18 protein-coding genes are annotated in these 13,897 nt (G+C 62.7%); 4 read left to right on the top strand and 14 right to left on the bottom strand.

Going from position 1 to position 13,897, the window contains the following annotated elements:
- The first annotated feature begins 89 nt into the window (after positions 1-89).
- On the top strand, positions 90-611 hold the full coding sequence (locus PSH84_RS27085) for a type III effector (protein WP_305482039.1): 522 nt from the start codon (positions 90-92) through the stop codon (positions 609-611).
- Between the two features lie 158 nt (positions 612-769).
- Here the strand turns inward: PSH84_RS27085 and PSH84_RS27080 are convergent, their stop codons facing one another.
- The 13 genes from PSH84_RS27080 to PSH84_RS27020 form a co-directional block, all read right to left on the bottom strand.
- Entirely contained in the window at positions 770-1,219 is a 450-nt protein-coding gene (locus PSH84_RS27080) for a type III secretion system chaperone (protein ID WP_122567443.1), read from the bottom strand.
- A gap of 79 nt (positions 1,220-1,298) precedes the next feature.
- The gene (locus tag PSH84_RS27075) at positions 1,299-1,676 is read right to left on the bottom strand and encodes a transcriptional regulator (RefSeq protein WP_122567442.1); all 378 of its coding nucleotides are present in this window, start codon (positions 1,674-1,676) and stop codon (positions 1,299-1,301) included.
- A gap of 6 nt (positions 1,677-1,682) precedes the next feature.
- Positions 1,683-1,892 (bottom strand): HrpT family type III secretion system protein, encoded by a 210-nt coding sequence (hrpT, locus tag PSH84_RS27070; RefSeq protein WP_122567441.1) that lies wholly within the window; start codon positions 1,890-1,892, stop codon positions 1,683-1,685.
- A complete protein-coding gene (gene sctC, locus PSH84_RS27065) occupies positions 1,889-4,036 on the bottom strand; it encodes a type III secretion system outer membrane ring subunit SctC (protein ID WP_122567440.1) in 2,148 nt (715 codons plus the stop codon). The genes hrpT and sctC overlap by 4 nt, the downstream gene beginning before the upstream one ends.
- Entirely contained in the window at positions 4,029-4,466 is a 438-nt protein-coding gene (locus PSH84_RS27060; protein ID WP_305482038.1) for a type III secretion system chaperone, read from the bottom strand. The genes sctC and PSH84_RS27060 overlap by 8 nt, the downstream gene beginning before the upstream one ends.
- Positions 4,453-4,677, bottom strand: coding sequence for a type III secretion protein (locus tag PSH84_RS27055; protein WP_014340714.1), 225 nt, complete (start codon positions 4,675-4,677; stop codon positions 4,453-4,455). Before PSH84_RS27055 ends, PSH84_RS27060 begins: the two co-directional genes overlap by 14 nt.
- A 248-nt stretch (positions 4,678-4,925) precedes the next feature.
- The gene (sctL, locus tag PSH84_RS27050) at positions 4,926-5,519 is read right to left on the bottom strand and encodes a type III secretion system stator protein SctL (protein WP_305468772.1); all 594 of its coding nucleotides are present in this window, start codon (positions 5,517-5,519) and stop codon (positions 4,926-4,928) included.
- A 565-nt stretch (positions 5,520-6,084) separates the two neighbouring features.
- Positions 6,085-6,972 carry a type III secretion system inner membrane ring lipoprotein SctJ gene (gene sctJ, locus PSH84_RS27045; protein ID WP_122567436.1) on the bottom strand — a complete coding sequence of 296 codons (888 nt, stop codon included), beginning with the start codon at positions 6,970-6,972 and terminating at the stop codon, positions 6,085-6,087.
- Positions 6,973-6,986: 14 nt separating this feature from the next.
- The gene (sctI, locus tag PSH84_RS27040) at positions 6,987-7,361 is read right to left on the bottom strand and encodes a type III secretion system inner rod subunit SctI (RefSeq protein ID WP_122567435.1); all 375 of its coding nucleotides are present in this window, start codon (positions 7,359-7,361) and stop codon (positions 6,987-6,989) included.
- Between the two features lie 49 nt (positions 7,362-7,410).
- On the bottom strand, positions 7,411-8,340 hold the full coding sequence (locus PSH84_RS27035) for a type III secretion protein (RefSeq protein WP_305482036.1): 930 nt from the start codon (positions 8,338-8,340) through the stop codon (positions 7,411-7,413).
- A 61-nt stretch (positions 8,341-8,401) separates the two neighbouring features.
- Entirely contained in the window at positions 8,402-8,611 is a 210-nt protein-coding gene (locus PSH84_RS27030) for a type III secretion system major pilin HrpA (protein WP_109752469.1), read from the bottom strand.
- Between the two features lie 93 nt (positions 8,612-8,704).
- Entirely contained in the window at positions 8,705-9,628 is a 924-nt protein-coding gene (locus tag PSH84_RS27025; RefSeq protein ID WP_122567434.1) for a sigma 54-interacting transcriptional regulator, read from the bottom strand.
- Positions 9,629-10,031: 403 nt separating this feature from the next.
- The gene (locus PSH84_RS27020; RefSeq protein ID WP_122567433.1) at positions 10,032-10,607 is read right to left on the bottom strand and encodes a DUF6436 domain-containing protein; all 576 of its coding nucleotides are present in this window, start codon (positions 10,605-10,607) and stop codon (positions 10,032-10,034) included.
- A 108-nt stretch (positions 10,608-10,715) separates the two neighbouring features.
- Between PSH84_RS27020 and bipL the strand changes: the two genes are divergently transcribed.
- On the top strand, positions 10,716-11,663 hold the full coding sequence (gene bipL / locus PSH84_RS27015; RefSeq protein ID WP_305468769.1) for a phospholipase BipL: 948 nt from the start codon (positions 10,716-10,718) through the stop codon (positions 11,661-11,663).
- Between the two features lie 114 nt (positions 11,664-11,777).
- Here bipL and PSH84_RS27010 read toward each other — a convergent pair whose 3' ends face one another.
- Entirely contained in the window at positions 11,778-12,521 is a 744-nt protein-coding gene (locus PSH84_RS27010) for a hypothetical protein (RefSeq protein WP_305482035.1), read from the bottom strand.
- A 142-nt stretch (positions 12,522-12,663) separates the two neighbouring features.
- Between PSH84_RS27010 and PSH84_RS27005 the strand changes: the two genes are divergently transcribed.
- Together PSH84_RS27005 and PSH84_RS27000 are read left to right on the top strand one after the other, a co-directional pair.
- Positions 12,664-13,299: a 2OG-Fe(II) oxygenase gene (locus PSH84_RS27005; protein WP_122567430.1), complete on the top strand. Its 636-nt coding sequence runs from the start codon at positions 12,664-12,666 to the stop codon at positions 13,297-13,299.
- A gap of 2 nt (positions 13,300-13,301) precedes the next feature.
- The gene (locus PSH84_RS27000) at positions 13,302-13,793 is read left to right on the top strand and encodes a 2-thiouracil desulfurase family protein (RefSeq protein ID WP_305468768.1); all 492 of its coding nucleotides are present in this window, start codon (positions 13,302-13,304) and stop codon (positions 13,791-13,793) included.
- Positions 13,794-13,897: the final 104 nt, after the last annotated feature.

The following is a 13,897-nucleotide window of genomic DNA, read 5'->3' as shown; positions in this document are numbered from 1 at the left end:
CTCGCCACTCAGGTAGTGAGCCAGGCTCGTCTGGCCGATACCGGCCTGCCGACAGTGCTCACCACACACCGACTCGTGGAGGATTTCCCATGCCTGATCAACGTTCCCTGACGACCCCCATAAGGGGCACAGGTGCCCTGCACGGCATCGACAGCTTATCGCGCTCACCCTCACTGAACCAACGGCCCCGCGAGGCGCAGCAGCGCCAGGGCAGCCAAAGCCTGCACACACGGGGACGTTCCTCCTCGACGCCACCTCCGGTGCATCAGCGTGAGCGTGGCCGTACCCGAACGCGGGACGCCAACCATGCGGCGGCGCCGAATGAAGCTCAACCGCTGGATGACGCGCAAACGTCCAACGCCACTCCGGCATCGCGCACTCAGGACTACTCTTTCATGAGCGAGATGGAAACCCGTCAAAAGGAGGCGATGGAAAAGCAGTTCGGTCTACAGATGCAGATGGAAGAGCGCCAGAGCGCCCTGATGCTGATTAAAAGCTCTGCCGACATGGCCAAGTTGATGAGCGATACGGTGACCGAGGTGACCAAGGGCTTCATGGACAGCGCAAGGAAAGTCATGCAGGAGGGTGGAGAGGCGATGAAGCTTCGATAAACATCTCCAATGCTGACCATCTGGGGAAAATGATGAACCTGTGGCGAGGGAGCTTGCTCCCGCTTGAGTGCGAAAGCACTCACAAAAAATGGTCTGCTACGCAGCCCAGCGGGAGCAACCTCTAGCCATGGGTTCATCGACTTTTGTTCTATGGCCATCTAGCCCAGTCGGGTACGGCTTGTGTTGAGCGAGGTCGGACGAGGTCCGCCCGGCGTCGCAGGCACCGCCAAGCGTGCACGAACCTCGCCGACCTGGGCGATGAAGCCCACGATCCAATGGCAGAACCGCGCTTCGTCGAGCATCGCCAGCGGGCAATGGGCGCACAGGCGAACGCTGCTCTTATCGTCCAGGGCCAGCCAGCTGCCACCGAGCAGATCCAAGCGAAAGTTGAGCTCCAGCAAGCGCTTGTGCAGGCCGGGGGCGTGGGCAGGTACATCGATCGAGCAATGAAGGATGGCGACGTCGCCGTGATCGGGCAGCTCGATGACCACCGCCTCGCGGTTGCTCGTGTCATACAGCGCACATACGCCACCTTCCAGCTGCAAGTCCGCATGCAGGTGTTGCGCGAGGGCCGAGATCAAGCGCTGGGCAAGCGGTGCGACAGTCATGGAAAACCTCCCTCATAAAGTTTCTGGATGAATCTCTGGCCACGGGTTCAGCGTTGTTCCTGAGTGAACAGCATCGCCCTCAATAAGTGGCCGAATAATCGTCGAGGTCTTCCAGGCCCAGCAGCGATAGCTGACGGGACTGGATTTCATCGAGCAGCTCAGTGGACAGCGGCGCGTCGGGCAGTGCCTGCCAGACCACGAGCGCTCGCTGCGGATCGAGAAATACGAACAGCTGCGCGTAGTCGGTCGGGTGGGCGAAGCGCCGTTCCAGCGCATGCTGGATCTGGTTTGCGCGTAGCGCCTGGCTTTCTATCTGTAAGGCGAGCCCGACGCTGTGAGGCTCGCGTCGCAGACAGAACTCAATGCCCGGGGCTATTTCCCAATACGTCGCGATGCCGGCGATGATGTTCTTCTGGAAGGCCTGGCGAGTGCTCACGCTGTGTACCGAAAAAGACATAGCGTTTCAGTTCTCCAATGGGACGACCGTATGGTCCAGTGGGTGTTCGGGGGAGCCAAGGCCGCCACGCATACCGGGCGACCACCAGATCACCAGTCGACCGTTGTCTGGTTCGGCCCGGCTGCAGGCCTCGCCCTGGCAGCCCGAGCGGTTCGCGCAGCCGGCGAACACCGGCAGGCTCAGCAATAAAACGAGCAGCAGTGACGTGCGACTCATGGCAAGGTCCTCGCGCTGGTTTGCAGGAGAGAAGGGCGCTCGCCGCCGGGCGTGCGCGTGGGTTGTTTCATGACCACGAACACTTCCGTTTCCTCGCCAGGCTCAAGCCACACCTTCGGCCAGGCGGAGGTGGCCAGGGTCCAGCGGCTGCCGCAGCTCGCCTCGTCGAAGCGCAGCCGCCGCTGGCCGTCGTTGCGCACCACGCCCACGGCGATGCCGTAATCGGGGCCTGCGAACCATTGCGCCCGTGCGGCATCCAGGGATAGCCCGGGTTGCAGTGCGCACAATGTGTCGGGCGAATAAGGAATCGACGCAGCCTGCTTGAACGTGGCCGGAATGTTGCCGTCGGCGAGCTGGGCGAGCACATCGCTGACTTCGATACGGCCGACGGGACGGGTGCCGTTGCGACGCTCTTCCAGGCGAGCCATGGCGCTGTCGACCTGCTCGCGGTCAAGGGCGGAGATATAGCGGGCCGGGTCGACCTGGTCGCCGATCAGGCGGGGCGTCAGGATGAAGACCCGTTCGCGACGGCTGGTCTCGCGCGTGGTCGAGGAAAACAGCAGCGGCCCGATCAGCGGGATGCGGCCCAGCCACGGCACCCGTTCGAGGTTGTCACCGGTCTCTTCGGTATGAAAACCGCCGACCACCAGCGACCGGCTTTCCCCCATGACAGCCTGGGTGCTGACCACGCCCCGGCGCACGCTGGGCGTCTGCTGGCCGACCTCCGAGGGCTCGATGCGGCCGTCTTCGATGTCCAGGGACATCTGGATCTGGTTGCGGCCCCCGGTCTCGATGGCATGGGGCACGACCTGCAGGCTGGTGCCCGCCGTGATCGGCTCGACGGTGGCTACGCGCTCGCCGATGGCGGAGATGTACTCGGTGCGGCTGAAGTCGATGACCGCCGGCTGGTTCTCCAGGGTCAGAACCGATGGATTCGCCACCACCGAGGCCAGGCCGCGGCCTTCCAGGGCACGCAGTTGCGCGGAAAAATCACCGTAGTCCTGAATGAACACCGTCGAGCTGGCACCGGGGCGAATCATCGAGGCCCCACCGATCAGATCGCCGCTCTCGACGTTCCAGTTCGAGGCCAACTCGGCCAGTTGCGTGCGGTCGATGTCGAGGATGATCGCATCGATCTCCACCAGCTTGCGCGGGACGTCCACATCGCGAATCAGCGGCGTGTAGATTTCCCGTCGCTTGGGCGCGTCGTAGATGAGCACCGCGTTGTTGCGCACGTCGGCTTCGACGCGGATCTTGCCCCGGCCGCCTCCACCGCCGCTCGCGCCGGACGGTACGCGGTTGGTGTTCGGGCGACCCATGCCGTTCAATGCCAACTGTTCGATGTTGCCCATGGTCGCCGATTGCTGGGCCTGCATGTTCTGGAACGATGCCTGGGGCGAGGCCGTTTGCATGCCGCCGGACACGGCGCTGCGGCTTTCCAGCAAACCTTTCAGGATGCTGGCGACCCCGGGAATGACCAGTGTTTCGCCGCGGTACTTGACGTTGCGGTCGGCGGCGGTGGCATAGCGCAATGGGAAGCTGATCACTTCCTGCTTTTCCTCGGGGGTCTTGCGTGCTTCGGCAAACTGCGTCACCAGACGCACATAGCGTTCCGGGCCGGAGACCAGGACCACGCCTTCGTCGGGCAATTCACCCCAGCCGAAGCGTGGATCCAGCAGGCCGATGTCGGTCAAGGCTTGCTTCATGTCCGGCACGGCATCGGCGGACACTTCCAGGCGCGTGGAGTCCTGGTTCTGCAAGGGGCTGACGTACAACGTGTTGCCGTACATGAACCACTGGAAGCGATTTTCCAGGCCGAGCCTGTCGAGGAACGCCTGGGGACTTTCAGCGCGCATCCGCCCGTCGACGGTGCCTTTCACCGTGCCATCGATCACCAGTTGCACCGCGAAGGTATTGGCGAAGTCGCCGAGTACCTTGGCCAACGGTGTGCCCTGGGCGTCGTAGGCGTAAGGCGTGTTCTTCCAGTCGGTCGGTATGGCCGCCTGTGCCGGCATGCCCGCGCCAAGCGCGGCCAATGCCAGTGCGACCAGCGCAGGTGTCGCCCAGCGGCGTGGGATCGACTGGCGAAGGTGTACCTTGCCTGCGGTCATCGAGCGGTACGGTATAAGCCACCTGTTAGGCATGGCGGATTCCTGTTCCGAGCAAGTGAGAGTGCGAGAGGCGTCGCGCCACAGGCGCTGCGACGGCACGTTGGTCTTTATTGAGAATGGATTGCCAGGTGTCACGCTGGTTGAGCAGGGCTTCGAGCGCCTCGATCAGGTCGTCGATATGCCCGTCCGGCGCCAATTGCGTCAGCAGCCATAAACGACCGTCCTGCGGCGAACGGGCCAGCGCGCCGGGGAATCGCGATAGGCTTGGGTGCGCCAGCCGAAGCAGGTCTTCCAGAAGCACCTCATGGGTCATCGGGACAGTCAGCTCGACCGATACCAGCACGGCCTCGTCGAGCTTGCTGAAGGTCGCCTCGCCATCGTCGATGACAAGGCTGAAGCGTTCCGGGCCATCGCCGCTGGCGCTCCAGCGGGTGAGCTGTGTTCGCAGCTCATGGCATTGCATCGATGATCGCCTTGGCGAGGTTGTGATGGGCCGTGGTCTGTTGAGTCGCCGCGTTCACTGCCACGGACATGCCGTTCATGCTCGTCAGGAATGAATGCATGTCGTCGAGCGACTGACTTTCTGCCGCGTTCATCGCAGCGTTGTTGACGTTGTCGGTCGCGCGTTGGAAGTAGGTGTCGAGGCGGCGCTGGACGGCATCGGTGGAAGACATGGGCGGTTCCTCTGGGTTAGGCATGTTCACGATGTGAGTGGTGGTCAAGCCATGGGCGGTTCCGCGTAAATGAGGAAAAAACTGGGGAGGTGGGGCTTGCTTGTGATGGAGGTGGCTCAGTTAGCGTCGGGGGGCTGTGCCGCCGTCATCGCGAGCAAGCTCGCTCCCACAGTTTTTCCGGGGTGTTCACAGGCAGCGCAGCCACCAGAAATCCCTGTGGGAGCGAGCTTGCTCGCGATAGCGGTAGGTCAGTTTGCAGGGAGGTGTGGTGGATCAGGCAGGCGCAGGGCTTTGACAGCGGTGGGCCAGTCGAGCAGGAATGTGCCGCCTGGCGTTTCCAGCTTCAGTTGCTGTCGTTCCATGTCGGCATCCGCCACCGGCGTCCAGGGGCGCCTGCCATCGGTGCCCAGGCTCTGCGTCAGGCTCGCCAGGTCTTCGGGATGGCAGCGAAGGGTGACGCTGACCGGCTCGTCCTGGCGCGACGCCAACTGGCGAACGAGCGCATCGATGCGCGCCTGTTCCGGGACTTCGTCCAACAGCGTCCCCAGGGCCTCGTTGACCAGGTGAGCAGCACTCGTCTCGATCCGCTCCCACATGGCTTGGCGCTGGGCTTCCCAGGCGGCGAGCAAGGTTTCGGCCTTTTCCCAGAAGCGGGCTTGGGCCTCAAGCACGGTCGCGTCCGCCTCTGCGCTGGCGCGCTCAAGCCATTGCGCAGCCTGCGCCTGGGCCTGTTCGAGGATGACCTGTGCGCGGGCACAGTCCACCAGGGTTTCGCGCGATATATAGGGCTGCGACAGGCCCTGGCCATCGGGGCGCAGTTCAAGCGAACGCCGAGCGAGCATCGTGTCTCTCCGTTTGGATAGGGGCCGGGGCTGCCAGGCTTTGCTCAGCCTTCCAGCAGGCGGACTGCCAAAGCGTGTTCAGCTTGGCGGCTGGCGGTTGAGGGGCGGGCACCGATTCGAGGGCACTGATTCTGTCGCGTGGGAACGCCAGGCGCGCACGTTCCCAGGCCCGTTCACCCAGCCAGGCACGCAGCAGTGCGAGCGGATCCTGGCCTTGTTCGAGCCAGTGCCCCGGCCGCAGGGCTTTGGCGGTGCGCTCGCACCAGGCCCGGTCCTGCGCCGAAAGGGCGTGTGTCGCCGTTAACGGTGCGCAAGTGCTCGCCACCAATTCGCAGGCAAGGGGCAAGGTCCGGGGCGTACCGCAGAACAGCGCTTGCAGCGCCGGACTGGGTTGTGGTGGCGTGCACGGGGGTCATGCCGAAGGTGCGCGCAAGCGCGACGTGGTGCCCCCGGGCGAGGGCGTCGATTTGCGGCGCGGTCAGCCGGCAAAGCGCCGACGAGTACCAGGCCCGGTCTGCCTCGCGCCAGGCGTGGCTCCACCAGCGCACCCATTCAACTTCCGCCGTCATGCGGCAGTCCCGTTACTGTCGGGCTTGGCCCCCGGGGTTTTCACGGCAAACAACCCGGGTGTCGCGCTGCTTTGAGGTGAGGCGGGCGTCCCGGCTGGCTTGGCGAGCGTGTGGCCGAGAAACCGTGGCAGCACCAACACGCCTTTGCGCCATAGCCGATAGAGGCCATACAAGGCACCCATCAGGATGCCGAGCAAGGTGATGCTTGCCGCCACGGTCACCGCCCGCCAATAACCAATGTCATCGGCCTGCATGAGGAAGGGGCCGAAGTACGCCATCTTGCGCTGTTCCTGATAGGGGGCGGCGGGAACGAATACCACCGATAACTTGGTCGGGTTCTGAGTGGCGTCGGCCATGCCGGGAATCCCGCTGGCGACCAGGTTGCGTACGCGGGGAGTAATGCTGTCGGGGTCCAGGGCACTGGTGTGCTTGATGAAGACCGAGGCCGATGCAGGCTGGACCGGCTCACCCGGAGCCACCCGTTCCGGCAGGACCACATGAACCCGGGCAAGCACCACGCCATCGATTTGTGAAAGCGTCGATTCGAGCTCCTGGGACAAGGCATAGATGTAGCGGGCACGCTCTTCCATCGGCGTGGAAATCACCCCTTCCTTGCGGAAGATCTCCCCCAGGCTGGAGCGGGACCGACGCGGCAAGCCGGCGGCTTCGAGTACCTGGACGGCACTGTTCATGTCGGCTGGCTCGACCAGTACGGTCAACCCGTCTTTGTCGACTTGCTTGCTCGCCTCCACGTTCTTGTTCGCCAACTCGGCGATCACTTCGTTGGCATCCTGCTCGGAAAGATGGCTGTGCAATGCCGTCCGTTCGTCGCAACCGGTGAGCAGCAGGCACAGCAACAGTGTGGAGAACGCGCGCATGGACATGACCGGCCTTCCCTTTACTGGAGATTGGTGAGCTTCTCGATTGCCTGGGAGCCTTTGCTGACTATTTTCGCGGTCATCAGGCTTTCCAGGTGGAAGGACGACAACGACCGATTCGACTGCAACATATCCTGCGGGTCGGCGCTGCGGACGGCCTTGATCATGTCGCGGTTGGCGCGTTCATCCAGGCGCTGCAATTCGCTGGAGCGGCTCGACAACGAGTCAATGATGCGTGCCGCGACGTTGTTTTCGCTGTCCGGGGCGGGAGCTTTCTCGCGCATTTGTGCGTTGAACCAACTGACATCGCTGGTCTCGGCGCTGGCCTGTGGCCTGGCGCTCGTTTTGGCGGAAGTGGAGGCGAGGTTGCTGGGGTCGATGGCATGTATGTCCACGGAATGTCTCCTGTTGTTCAAATAGCTGGAATTCAAAGAGCGGGTGCCTTCAGGCGCACATCCGCCTCAAGACGTTGCGAGCGCTACCGGTGACGCTCAGGTGAAACTCGATTTCTTCCCGGCTGCGCCGGGCGCGTTGGCGTAGCGGGGACTGCTGGCCGGCCAAGCGGGCCAGCGCGGAGTCCAGTTCTTCCAGGGCAAGCTGGAACAAGCGAGTTTCGCGCGCATCCAGCGCTGTGCCGCGGGAAATGCGTTCGGTCCATGTCCACCGTTCCGTGTCGAGGGCTGCCGGTGGGGGATAGCGCGCCGGGTGCTGGTCCATGAATGCCGCGATCTCGAACAACAGGTCCTGGTCATCCGGTTCATACCGCGCCTGGCCGTCACTTTCGTCGATGTCCAGCAGCGTCAGCAGTTTCCTTCGGCCCAGGACTGCGATGATCTTGAGCAGCAGCGACAGGCTCGCGTCATGACGACCGCGCCGCGTGGCGTGATCGCCCTCCATTTCCCAGGCACCGAACAACGCGCCACAGAAGGGGTTGTTGGCACTGCCGAAATCGCTTTGGCTGTCGAGATCGTTGTCACCGATGGGTTGCCGGCGATGGGCGAGCATCTGGGCCAGATCGTTGAACAGGTCTTCATTGGAATAGGCGTCATCGATGTCGACATCGAGATTGGAACCGGTGCCGCTGTTGATCTCTTCCAGGATGTCTTCCAGCACCAGGCGCAAAGGGTCTTCGGTTTCTGCGGTCAATCTGTCCTGGGGGTTGCGCCAGCCGAAGCGAGACTGTCCGCCGGTCGAACCCTGTTCGTCACCCCACTGGACGAGCGACGCCCGCAACCGGTCGCCGGCCCCATGCAACGCCAGGTGCTCGGCGACCACGTTCGCCAGGCCCGGAGGAGTCTGGGCGGGGCGCTGCGTGGGCTCGTCATGGGACAGGTCTCTGAGAGCACGAAGGCTGTCTGGCATGTCAATGTGCATAAGGCCTCCTGCGCATCGCGCTTGAGGTTGCCCCGCCGAAGCGGGGACTGAAGCGGATGGGTCAGAATCGTATGCCTTTGGATGCCTCCCCCATGGCGGTGATGGCCTTGGTTGCGGTGTCCATCGACCCTGCCGCGATTGCGTTCATGGTGTCGGCGACCAGTTTCTTCTGGTCGAATTCGGATTTCATGGTTGTCATCGCAGCGGAGGTCGCGTCCATCTGCTGCATGGCAGCCGTGGAAGCCGCGAGAGAAAGTCCACCAAAACTCATAGTCGTATCTCCGGGTTGTGGAATGGCGAGACGATCGTGAGCGTCTCGACGGTTAAGTGGCGACCGTTGCGTAAACGGTTCCACCGATCCCACTCAACTCGTCGATATTTGCAGGCACTTCATTCGGTAATACAGCGTACGCCGGGCGATACCCAGTTCGGCGATAACCTTGTCGATGCAGTGATGGTGGCGGCGCATGCAGTCCTCGATGAGGATTTTCTCGAACTGCTGCAGGTGCTCTTTCAACTTGAGCGTTGAACTGCTGTGTTCCAGTGGTTCGGCGCGGGGCAATGCCGGCAAGCCGAGCACGTATCGCTTGGCGGCGGATTGCAGCTCGCGGATGTTTCCAGGCCAGGCGTAGCCGAGCAGTTGGCGCAACAGCGTTGGCGACGGTGCGACATAAGGCCGGTCAAGTGCCTGTGCCTCCCGGCGCACCAGCGACTGGAACAGCGGCACGATGCGCTCCTTGCGGCTACGCAGTGGAGGCAGCTTGAGGCTGATGATGTTCAGGCGAAAATACAGGTCCCGGCGAAACTCGCCACGTTCGACCATTTCTCCCAGCGGGCACTGGGCGGAGGCAATAACCCGCATGTTCACCGGGATGTTCTGGGTCGAGCCCAGCCTTTGGACCGTCCTGGATTCCAGGACACGCAGCAGCTTGGCTTGCAGCCCCAACGGCATGCTGTCGATTTCGTCCAGGTACAGCGTGCCGTTATGCGCGGCTTCGACGAACCCCGCGCGATTTTGGCTGGCGCCGGTAAACGCGCCGGTGTTGGCCCCGAAGAGCTGGCTCTCCGCGAGGGTTTCAGGAATGGCGGCGCAGTTGATGGCAACGAACTTGCCGGAGCAACCCGACATACGATGGATCTTTTCTGCCAGCGTGTCTTTACCCGTGCCGGTTTCGCCGCGCAGCAGCACGTCGATCATGAGCGGGGCGACGCATTGGACAAACGCCTCAAGGTTGAGGGCATCTTCTTTATGGGGATTGGAAAGTGCAGCGCATAGCAGCTTTTGCATCACTGACGATTCCATTTCTTGTTTGGTTAGGAGGGTCGACAAGTTGAAAGATCAAAAGGCGTATGGAACTTCCTCTAGTTAGCGCCGCCGCGCGCTGCACGGGTAAAGAACATTTTGTTGGTCACGAGGTTTAGAGAAGAGATTAAAAAAAAGTTCATACTGGCACGGCCGCTGTTAATCGATTCAGCTAAACGGTCGGCGGCCGTCAATTGCCCTGCACAACCCGTCTGGCACGGGGCACAGGCCGAAAAGGAAGGGTAATGGCGTTCTTTGGAAAAATTGGATCCGACAAACGGTTCAGCCCACGCCCTTACTTTGAGTAAGAGCTCTAGAGGCGGGCACTAGGTTCAACTTTGTATTCTCACCCAAGAGGAGGCTGGCAATACGTGATGTAGTTAACACTTCAGTTTGAAACCGACCACGGGCAATAACAGCCCACGGCCAATGTGTGAGTCGCGTTAACTTCCCGGCCGGCACTCAACGCCTCGAGAATCGGTTCGATGAAGCTGTTGCTCGAATTGCAGGTCAGGCCTTCGCTGTAGGGGCCGAAGTACGCCAACTGGCCGCTGCGATCCCAGATCGCCACGGCCGGGCTGGCGGGAATCTGGTTTGAGCCGGGGAGCGCCGAGAGCGGTTTGAGGCTGTTCAGGGTGGCCGGTAATTGACCCTGGCTGCCGGGCTTTTGTACCGCATAGAACTCAACGCCTTGCGGTACGTATTTATCGACCAGTTCGGCCAGGTGCTGCTGGTTGCCGACGTTGCACGGGCACGCCGGGTCCCAGAAATGCACCAGGCGGATCGCGCCGGGGCCGGCCAGGTCGGCAGGCAGGCGCAGAGGGTCGCCGGAAAACACCGCCGTGTGTTGACTGAAGGTCCGCAGGAAACGGCCTTGGAACCAGTCGTAGGCCGCCCACAATACGATGGCGCATCCGAGGGCAAGCAGGCTGGCAAGCAAGGTCGTGCGATGGGACGGGCGCATGGAGTCGATCCTCTGAAGCCGCGTAGCTTGCCATGCTTGCCGCGACAGATGAATATCACAGGCTTGTAAAGTCTGTCTCGCGCGCTGCGCCCATGTCTGGAAACCTTGATGCCTGCCACTTTCGATCCCGATCTCCTGCGTGCCAGCCTGCAACCGTTGGCCCAGTGGCAAGCCCTGTCCGAACAAGCCCAGGCTTACCAGCGGTTCTATGGGCTGGATTTTCCCCAGCGCAGCGTGCGCAAGGGATTGGGGCGTTTCGAGGTGGGCGGGTATGAGGTGGTCAGTCAGGTCTGGTGGCCGGAAAAAGCCGTGGCGACGTTGTTTGTGTTCCACGGTTACTACGATCACATGGGGCTGTACCGGCACTTGATCGAATGGGCCTTGGAGCAGAAGTTCGCGGTGATCGCCTGCGACCTGCCGGGCCATGGCCTGTCCAGCGGCGAACGCGCCAGCATCGAGGATTTCGCCGAGTACCAGGCCACCTTGCAGGGGCTATTGGCCGAGGCCACGACGCTGGACCTGCCGCATCCTTGGCACCTGTGTGGGCAAAGCACCGGCGGGGCGATCGTGGTCGATCACGTGCTCAACCACGGCGCGCAGAGCCCGGCCCAGGGCCAGGTCATCCTGTTGTCACCCCTGGTGCGGCCGCGGGCCTGGGGTTGGTCGCGCCTGAGTTATTACCTGCTCAAGCCCTTCGTCACTGGTATCGCCCGGCGTTTCAGCGAGAACTCCACTGACCCGCAGTTCCTGCCATTCCTGCAAGCCGATCCGCTGCAGCCATTACGTTTGCCCACCGCATGGGTGGGGGCCTTGGGGCAATGGATCAAGCGTATCGAAACCGCCCCGAGCAGCCCGCGCCAGCCGTTGATCGTGCAGGGACAGGCGGACATGACGGTGGATTGGGTGCACAACCTGCAAGTGCTGCGCGGCAAATTCGACCGGCCGCAGGTGCTGATGTTGCCTGAAGGGCGGCATCACCTGGCGAATGAGGCGCTGGCGATACGGCAAGAGATGTTTGGGTTTTTGACGAAGCGGATGAGTCGGGTTCGGCGGTGACCGGGCTATTGCTATCGCGAGCAAGCTCGCTCCCACATTGGATCTGTGTGCTCGCGAATCTGAGTTCACTCAACACCCTGTGGGAGCGAGCTTGCTCGCGATAGCGGTGCTGAACTATTGCCCGAGAGTCTGCCCCACCGCCAACCCCGCCCGAATCGCCGCCAAAGCCGCTTGATAATAAGCCTGGCCCTCAGTCGATTCGGCGAAGGTGGCGAACTCTTCCAACTCGGTATCCGTCAGGTCACGGTAGACGTACAGCAATGTGTTGTTCAGGTCCGCGCCGATCTGTTCCATCAGTCGCTGGCGCTGGCCGTTGAGCATGCCCTGGGCCTGGCCGGCCCCCAGGAGTCCCGGGATCATCGAGCTCAGGCTGTCGGCCGCCACGCCGGCGATCGCCAGGCTAACTTCGGCGCCGGCTTCGCGGGCGGGCAGGGCCTGGGCCAGGTGGCCGATGATCAACAGGCGGTTGTCACTGGCTTGCATCTTCGGCAGGCCCTTGGCGTTTTTCGCCAATTGATCGCGCCGGGTCGCCAGCAACTCGGCTGCCACGACTTTGCGGCCCAAAGGCGATTGGAAGAAACTCAGGGCCGGCTGAGGGTCACGAAGATTCTTGCGCATTTGCGCTTCGGCCCGCTGATCCATGGCCTGGGGGGCGAAACGTTGATTGCTGTTGTTCACCAGCGCCTGGAACACCGCCGCCGGCAGGCTGCTCTGGTAGCGCTGCTGGGCGGCGCTCAAGGCATCACTGAAATGCGCCCGCTGTTCCGGCCAGCCGGCGACCTTGTACAACTGGTCGTAGCTGTCTGCCCAGGCGGGCAAAACGCAGAACATCAACAGTGAGAAAAGCAAACGGCGCATAGGGACTCCTGTCAGCAGCCGACTATTCTCCGTGGGGTGTGGGGTCTTGTCGAGAATTCGTATCAAGTTCGTACGGCGGTGCTATCTGGCAGCAAAGAAACCTGCTGAGCGTCGCTGTCGGTTTTGCAGGCACAGGAATACTATGCGCGCCATGCAAATACCTTCTGATCACCCGCTGCTGCTACGTATCGTCGACGACCTGGCCGAGCGCGGCTGGTCGCAGCAGAATCTCTTCCTGCCGGAGGCGCTTACCCGCGCCCTGGCGGCCGAATGCCGCCAGCGTGCCGCCGAGGGTGAGCTGGCTCCGGCAGCGGTCGGTCGCGGACCGTTCTCGGAGATTCGCGAAGGGATTCGGGGGGATCGCATCCAGTGGATCGAACCTGGTCAGGCGCAAGCCTGCGACCATTACCTGGCGCTGATGGACAGCCTGCGCGAGGCGATGAATCGCGGGCTGTTCCTGGGGCTGGAGGATTTCGAAAGCCATTTCGCCCTGTACCCTCCCGGTGCGTTCTACCTCAGGCACGTCGACCGCTTTCGCGACGATGACCGGCGCATGGTGTCGGCGGTGCTCTACCTCAACGACGACGATTGGCTACCGGAGCACGGCGGCCAGTTGCGCATGTACCTGGACGAAGGCGTGGAGCGTGACGTGGTGCCCATCGGCGGCTGCCTGGTGGTGTTCCTGTCGGGAGACATTCCCCATGAAGTCCTGCCGGCCACGCGCAATCGCCTGTCCTTGACCGGTTGGTTCCGCCGTCGCGGCAATGAGTTGTTCTGAATATGGAAAAAATCCTGGTCAGTCGCTGCCTGCTAGGCCATCGCGTGCGCTACGACGGCGGCGCCAGTGGGCCGTTCGATCAACTCCAGCAATGGCTCGACGAAGGCCGGGTCGTGCCGTTGTGCCCAGAAGTCGCCGGCGGCTTGCCCACGCCTCGGGCGGCGGCGGAGATTCCTGGCGGGCAGGGCGGGCGAGTGCTCGACGGTCAGGCGGTGGTGATCACCACCGAGGGCGAGGATGTGAGTGCGCAGTTCCTGTCCGGTGCGAATCAGGCGCTGGAACTGGTGCGTGCCCATGGCATCCAGATCGCCGTGCTCAAGGCCAACAGCCCATCGTGCGGCAACCTGCTGACCTATGACGGGACGTTCAGCGGTGTGAAGGTCCGTGGCGAAGGCGTGACGGCGGCGTTGCTCAAGCGCCATGGGGTGCGGGTGTTCAGCGAGCTGGAGTTGGCTGAAGCGGCGGCGGCCCTCAAAGCCTTGAGTAACGAGTAATCTTGAGCAGCGCAGCGCTCTGCGACAAGGAACTCTCTGTGGGAGCAAGGCTTGCCCGCGATACAGGCGCCTCGGTCTCTGAAAGACCGCATCGATTCATCGCG

It is taken from the genome of Pseudomonas beijingensis, from assembly GCF_030687295.1.
In the GTDB taxonomy this organism is placed as follows: Bacteria; Pseudomonadota; Gammaproteobacteria; order Pseudomonadales; family Pseudomonadaceae; genus Aquipseudomonas; species Aquipseudomonas beijingensis.
This window is presented reverse-complemented; position numbering and strand designations above follow the sequence as displayed.

Excerpts from the sequence above, each read along its gene's own strand:
- bipL (WP_305468769.1), top strand. The coding sequence starts at position 10,716 with ATGCCTGCCACTTTCGATCCCGATCTCCTGCGTGCCAGCCTGCAACCG.
- PSH84_RS27030 (WP_109752469.1), bottom strand. The coding sequence starts at position 8,611 with ATGAGTTTTGGTGGACTTTCTCTCGCGGCTTCCACGGCTGCCATGCAG.
- PSH84_RS27055 (WP_014340714.1), bottom strand. The coding sequence starts at position 4,677 with ATGTCTTCCACCGATGCCGTCCAGCGCCGCCTCGACACCTACTTCCAA.
- sctJ (WP_122567436.1), bottom strand. The coding sequence starts at position 6,972 with ATGTCCATGCGCGCGTTCTCCACACTGTTGCTGTGCCTGCTGCTCACC.
- PSH84_RS27080 (WP_122567443.1), bottom strand. The coding sequence starts at position 1,219 with ATGACTGTCGCACCGCTTGCCCAGCGCTTGATCTCGGCCCTCGCGCAA.
- sctL (WP_305468772.1), bottom strand. The coding sequence starts at position 5,519 with ATGCTCGCTCGGCGTTCGCTTGAACTGCGCCCCGATGGCCAGGGCCTG.
- PSH84_RS27020 (WP_122567433.1), bottom strand. The coding sequence starts at position 10,607 with ATGCGCCCGTCCCATCGCACGACCTTGCTTGCCAGCCTGCTTGCCCTC.
- PSH84_RS27085 (WP_305482039.1), top strand. The coding sequence starts at position 90 with ATGCCTGATCAACGTTCCCTGACGACCCCCATAAGGGGCACAGGTGCC.
- PSH84_RS27035 (WP_305482036.1), bottom strand. The coding sequence starts at position 8,340 with ATGCACATTGACATGCCAGACAGCCTTCGTGCTCTCAGAGACCTGTCC.
- PSH84_RS27025 (WP_122567434.1), bottom strand. The coding sequence starts at position 9,628 with ATGCAAAAGCTGCTATGCGCTGCACTTTCCAATCCCCATAAAGAAGAT.
- sctC (WP_122567440.1), bottom strand. The coding sequence starts at position 4,036 with ATGCCTAACAGGTGGCTTATACCGTACCGCTCGATGACCGCAGGCAAG.
- PSH84_RS27060 (WP_305482038.1), bottom strand. The coding sequence starts at position 4,466 with ATGCAATGCCATGAGCTGCGAACACAGCTCACCCGCTGGAGCGCCAGC.
- PSH84_RS27010 (WP_305482035.1), bottom strand. The coding sequence starts at position 12,521 with ATGCGCCGTTTGCTTTTCTCACTGTTGATGTTCTGCGTTTTGCCCGCC.
- PSH84_RS27005 (WP_122567430.1), top strand. The coding sequence starts at position 12,664 with ATGCGCGCCATGCAAATACCTTCTGATCACCCGCTGCTGCTACGTATC.
- PSH84_RS27000 (WP_305468768.1), top strand. The coding sequence starts at position 13,302 with ATGGAAAAAATCCTGGTCAGTCGCTGCCTGCTAGGCCATCGCGTGCGC.
- PSH84_RS27075 (WP_122567442.1), bottom strand. The coding sequence starts at position 1,676 with ATGTCTTTTTCGGTACACAGCGTGAGCACTCGCCAGGCCTTCCAGAAG.
- hrpT (WP_122567441.1), bottom strand. The coding sequence starts at position 1,892 with ATGAGTCGCACGTCACTGCTGCTCGTTTTATTGCTGAGCCTGCCGGTG.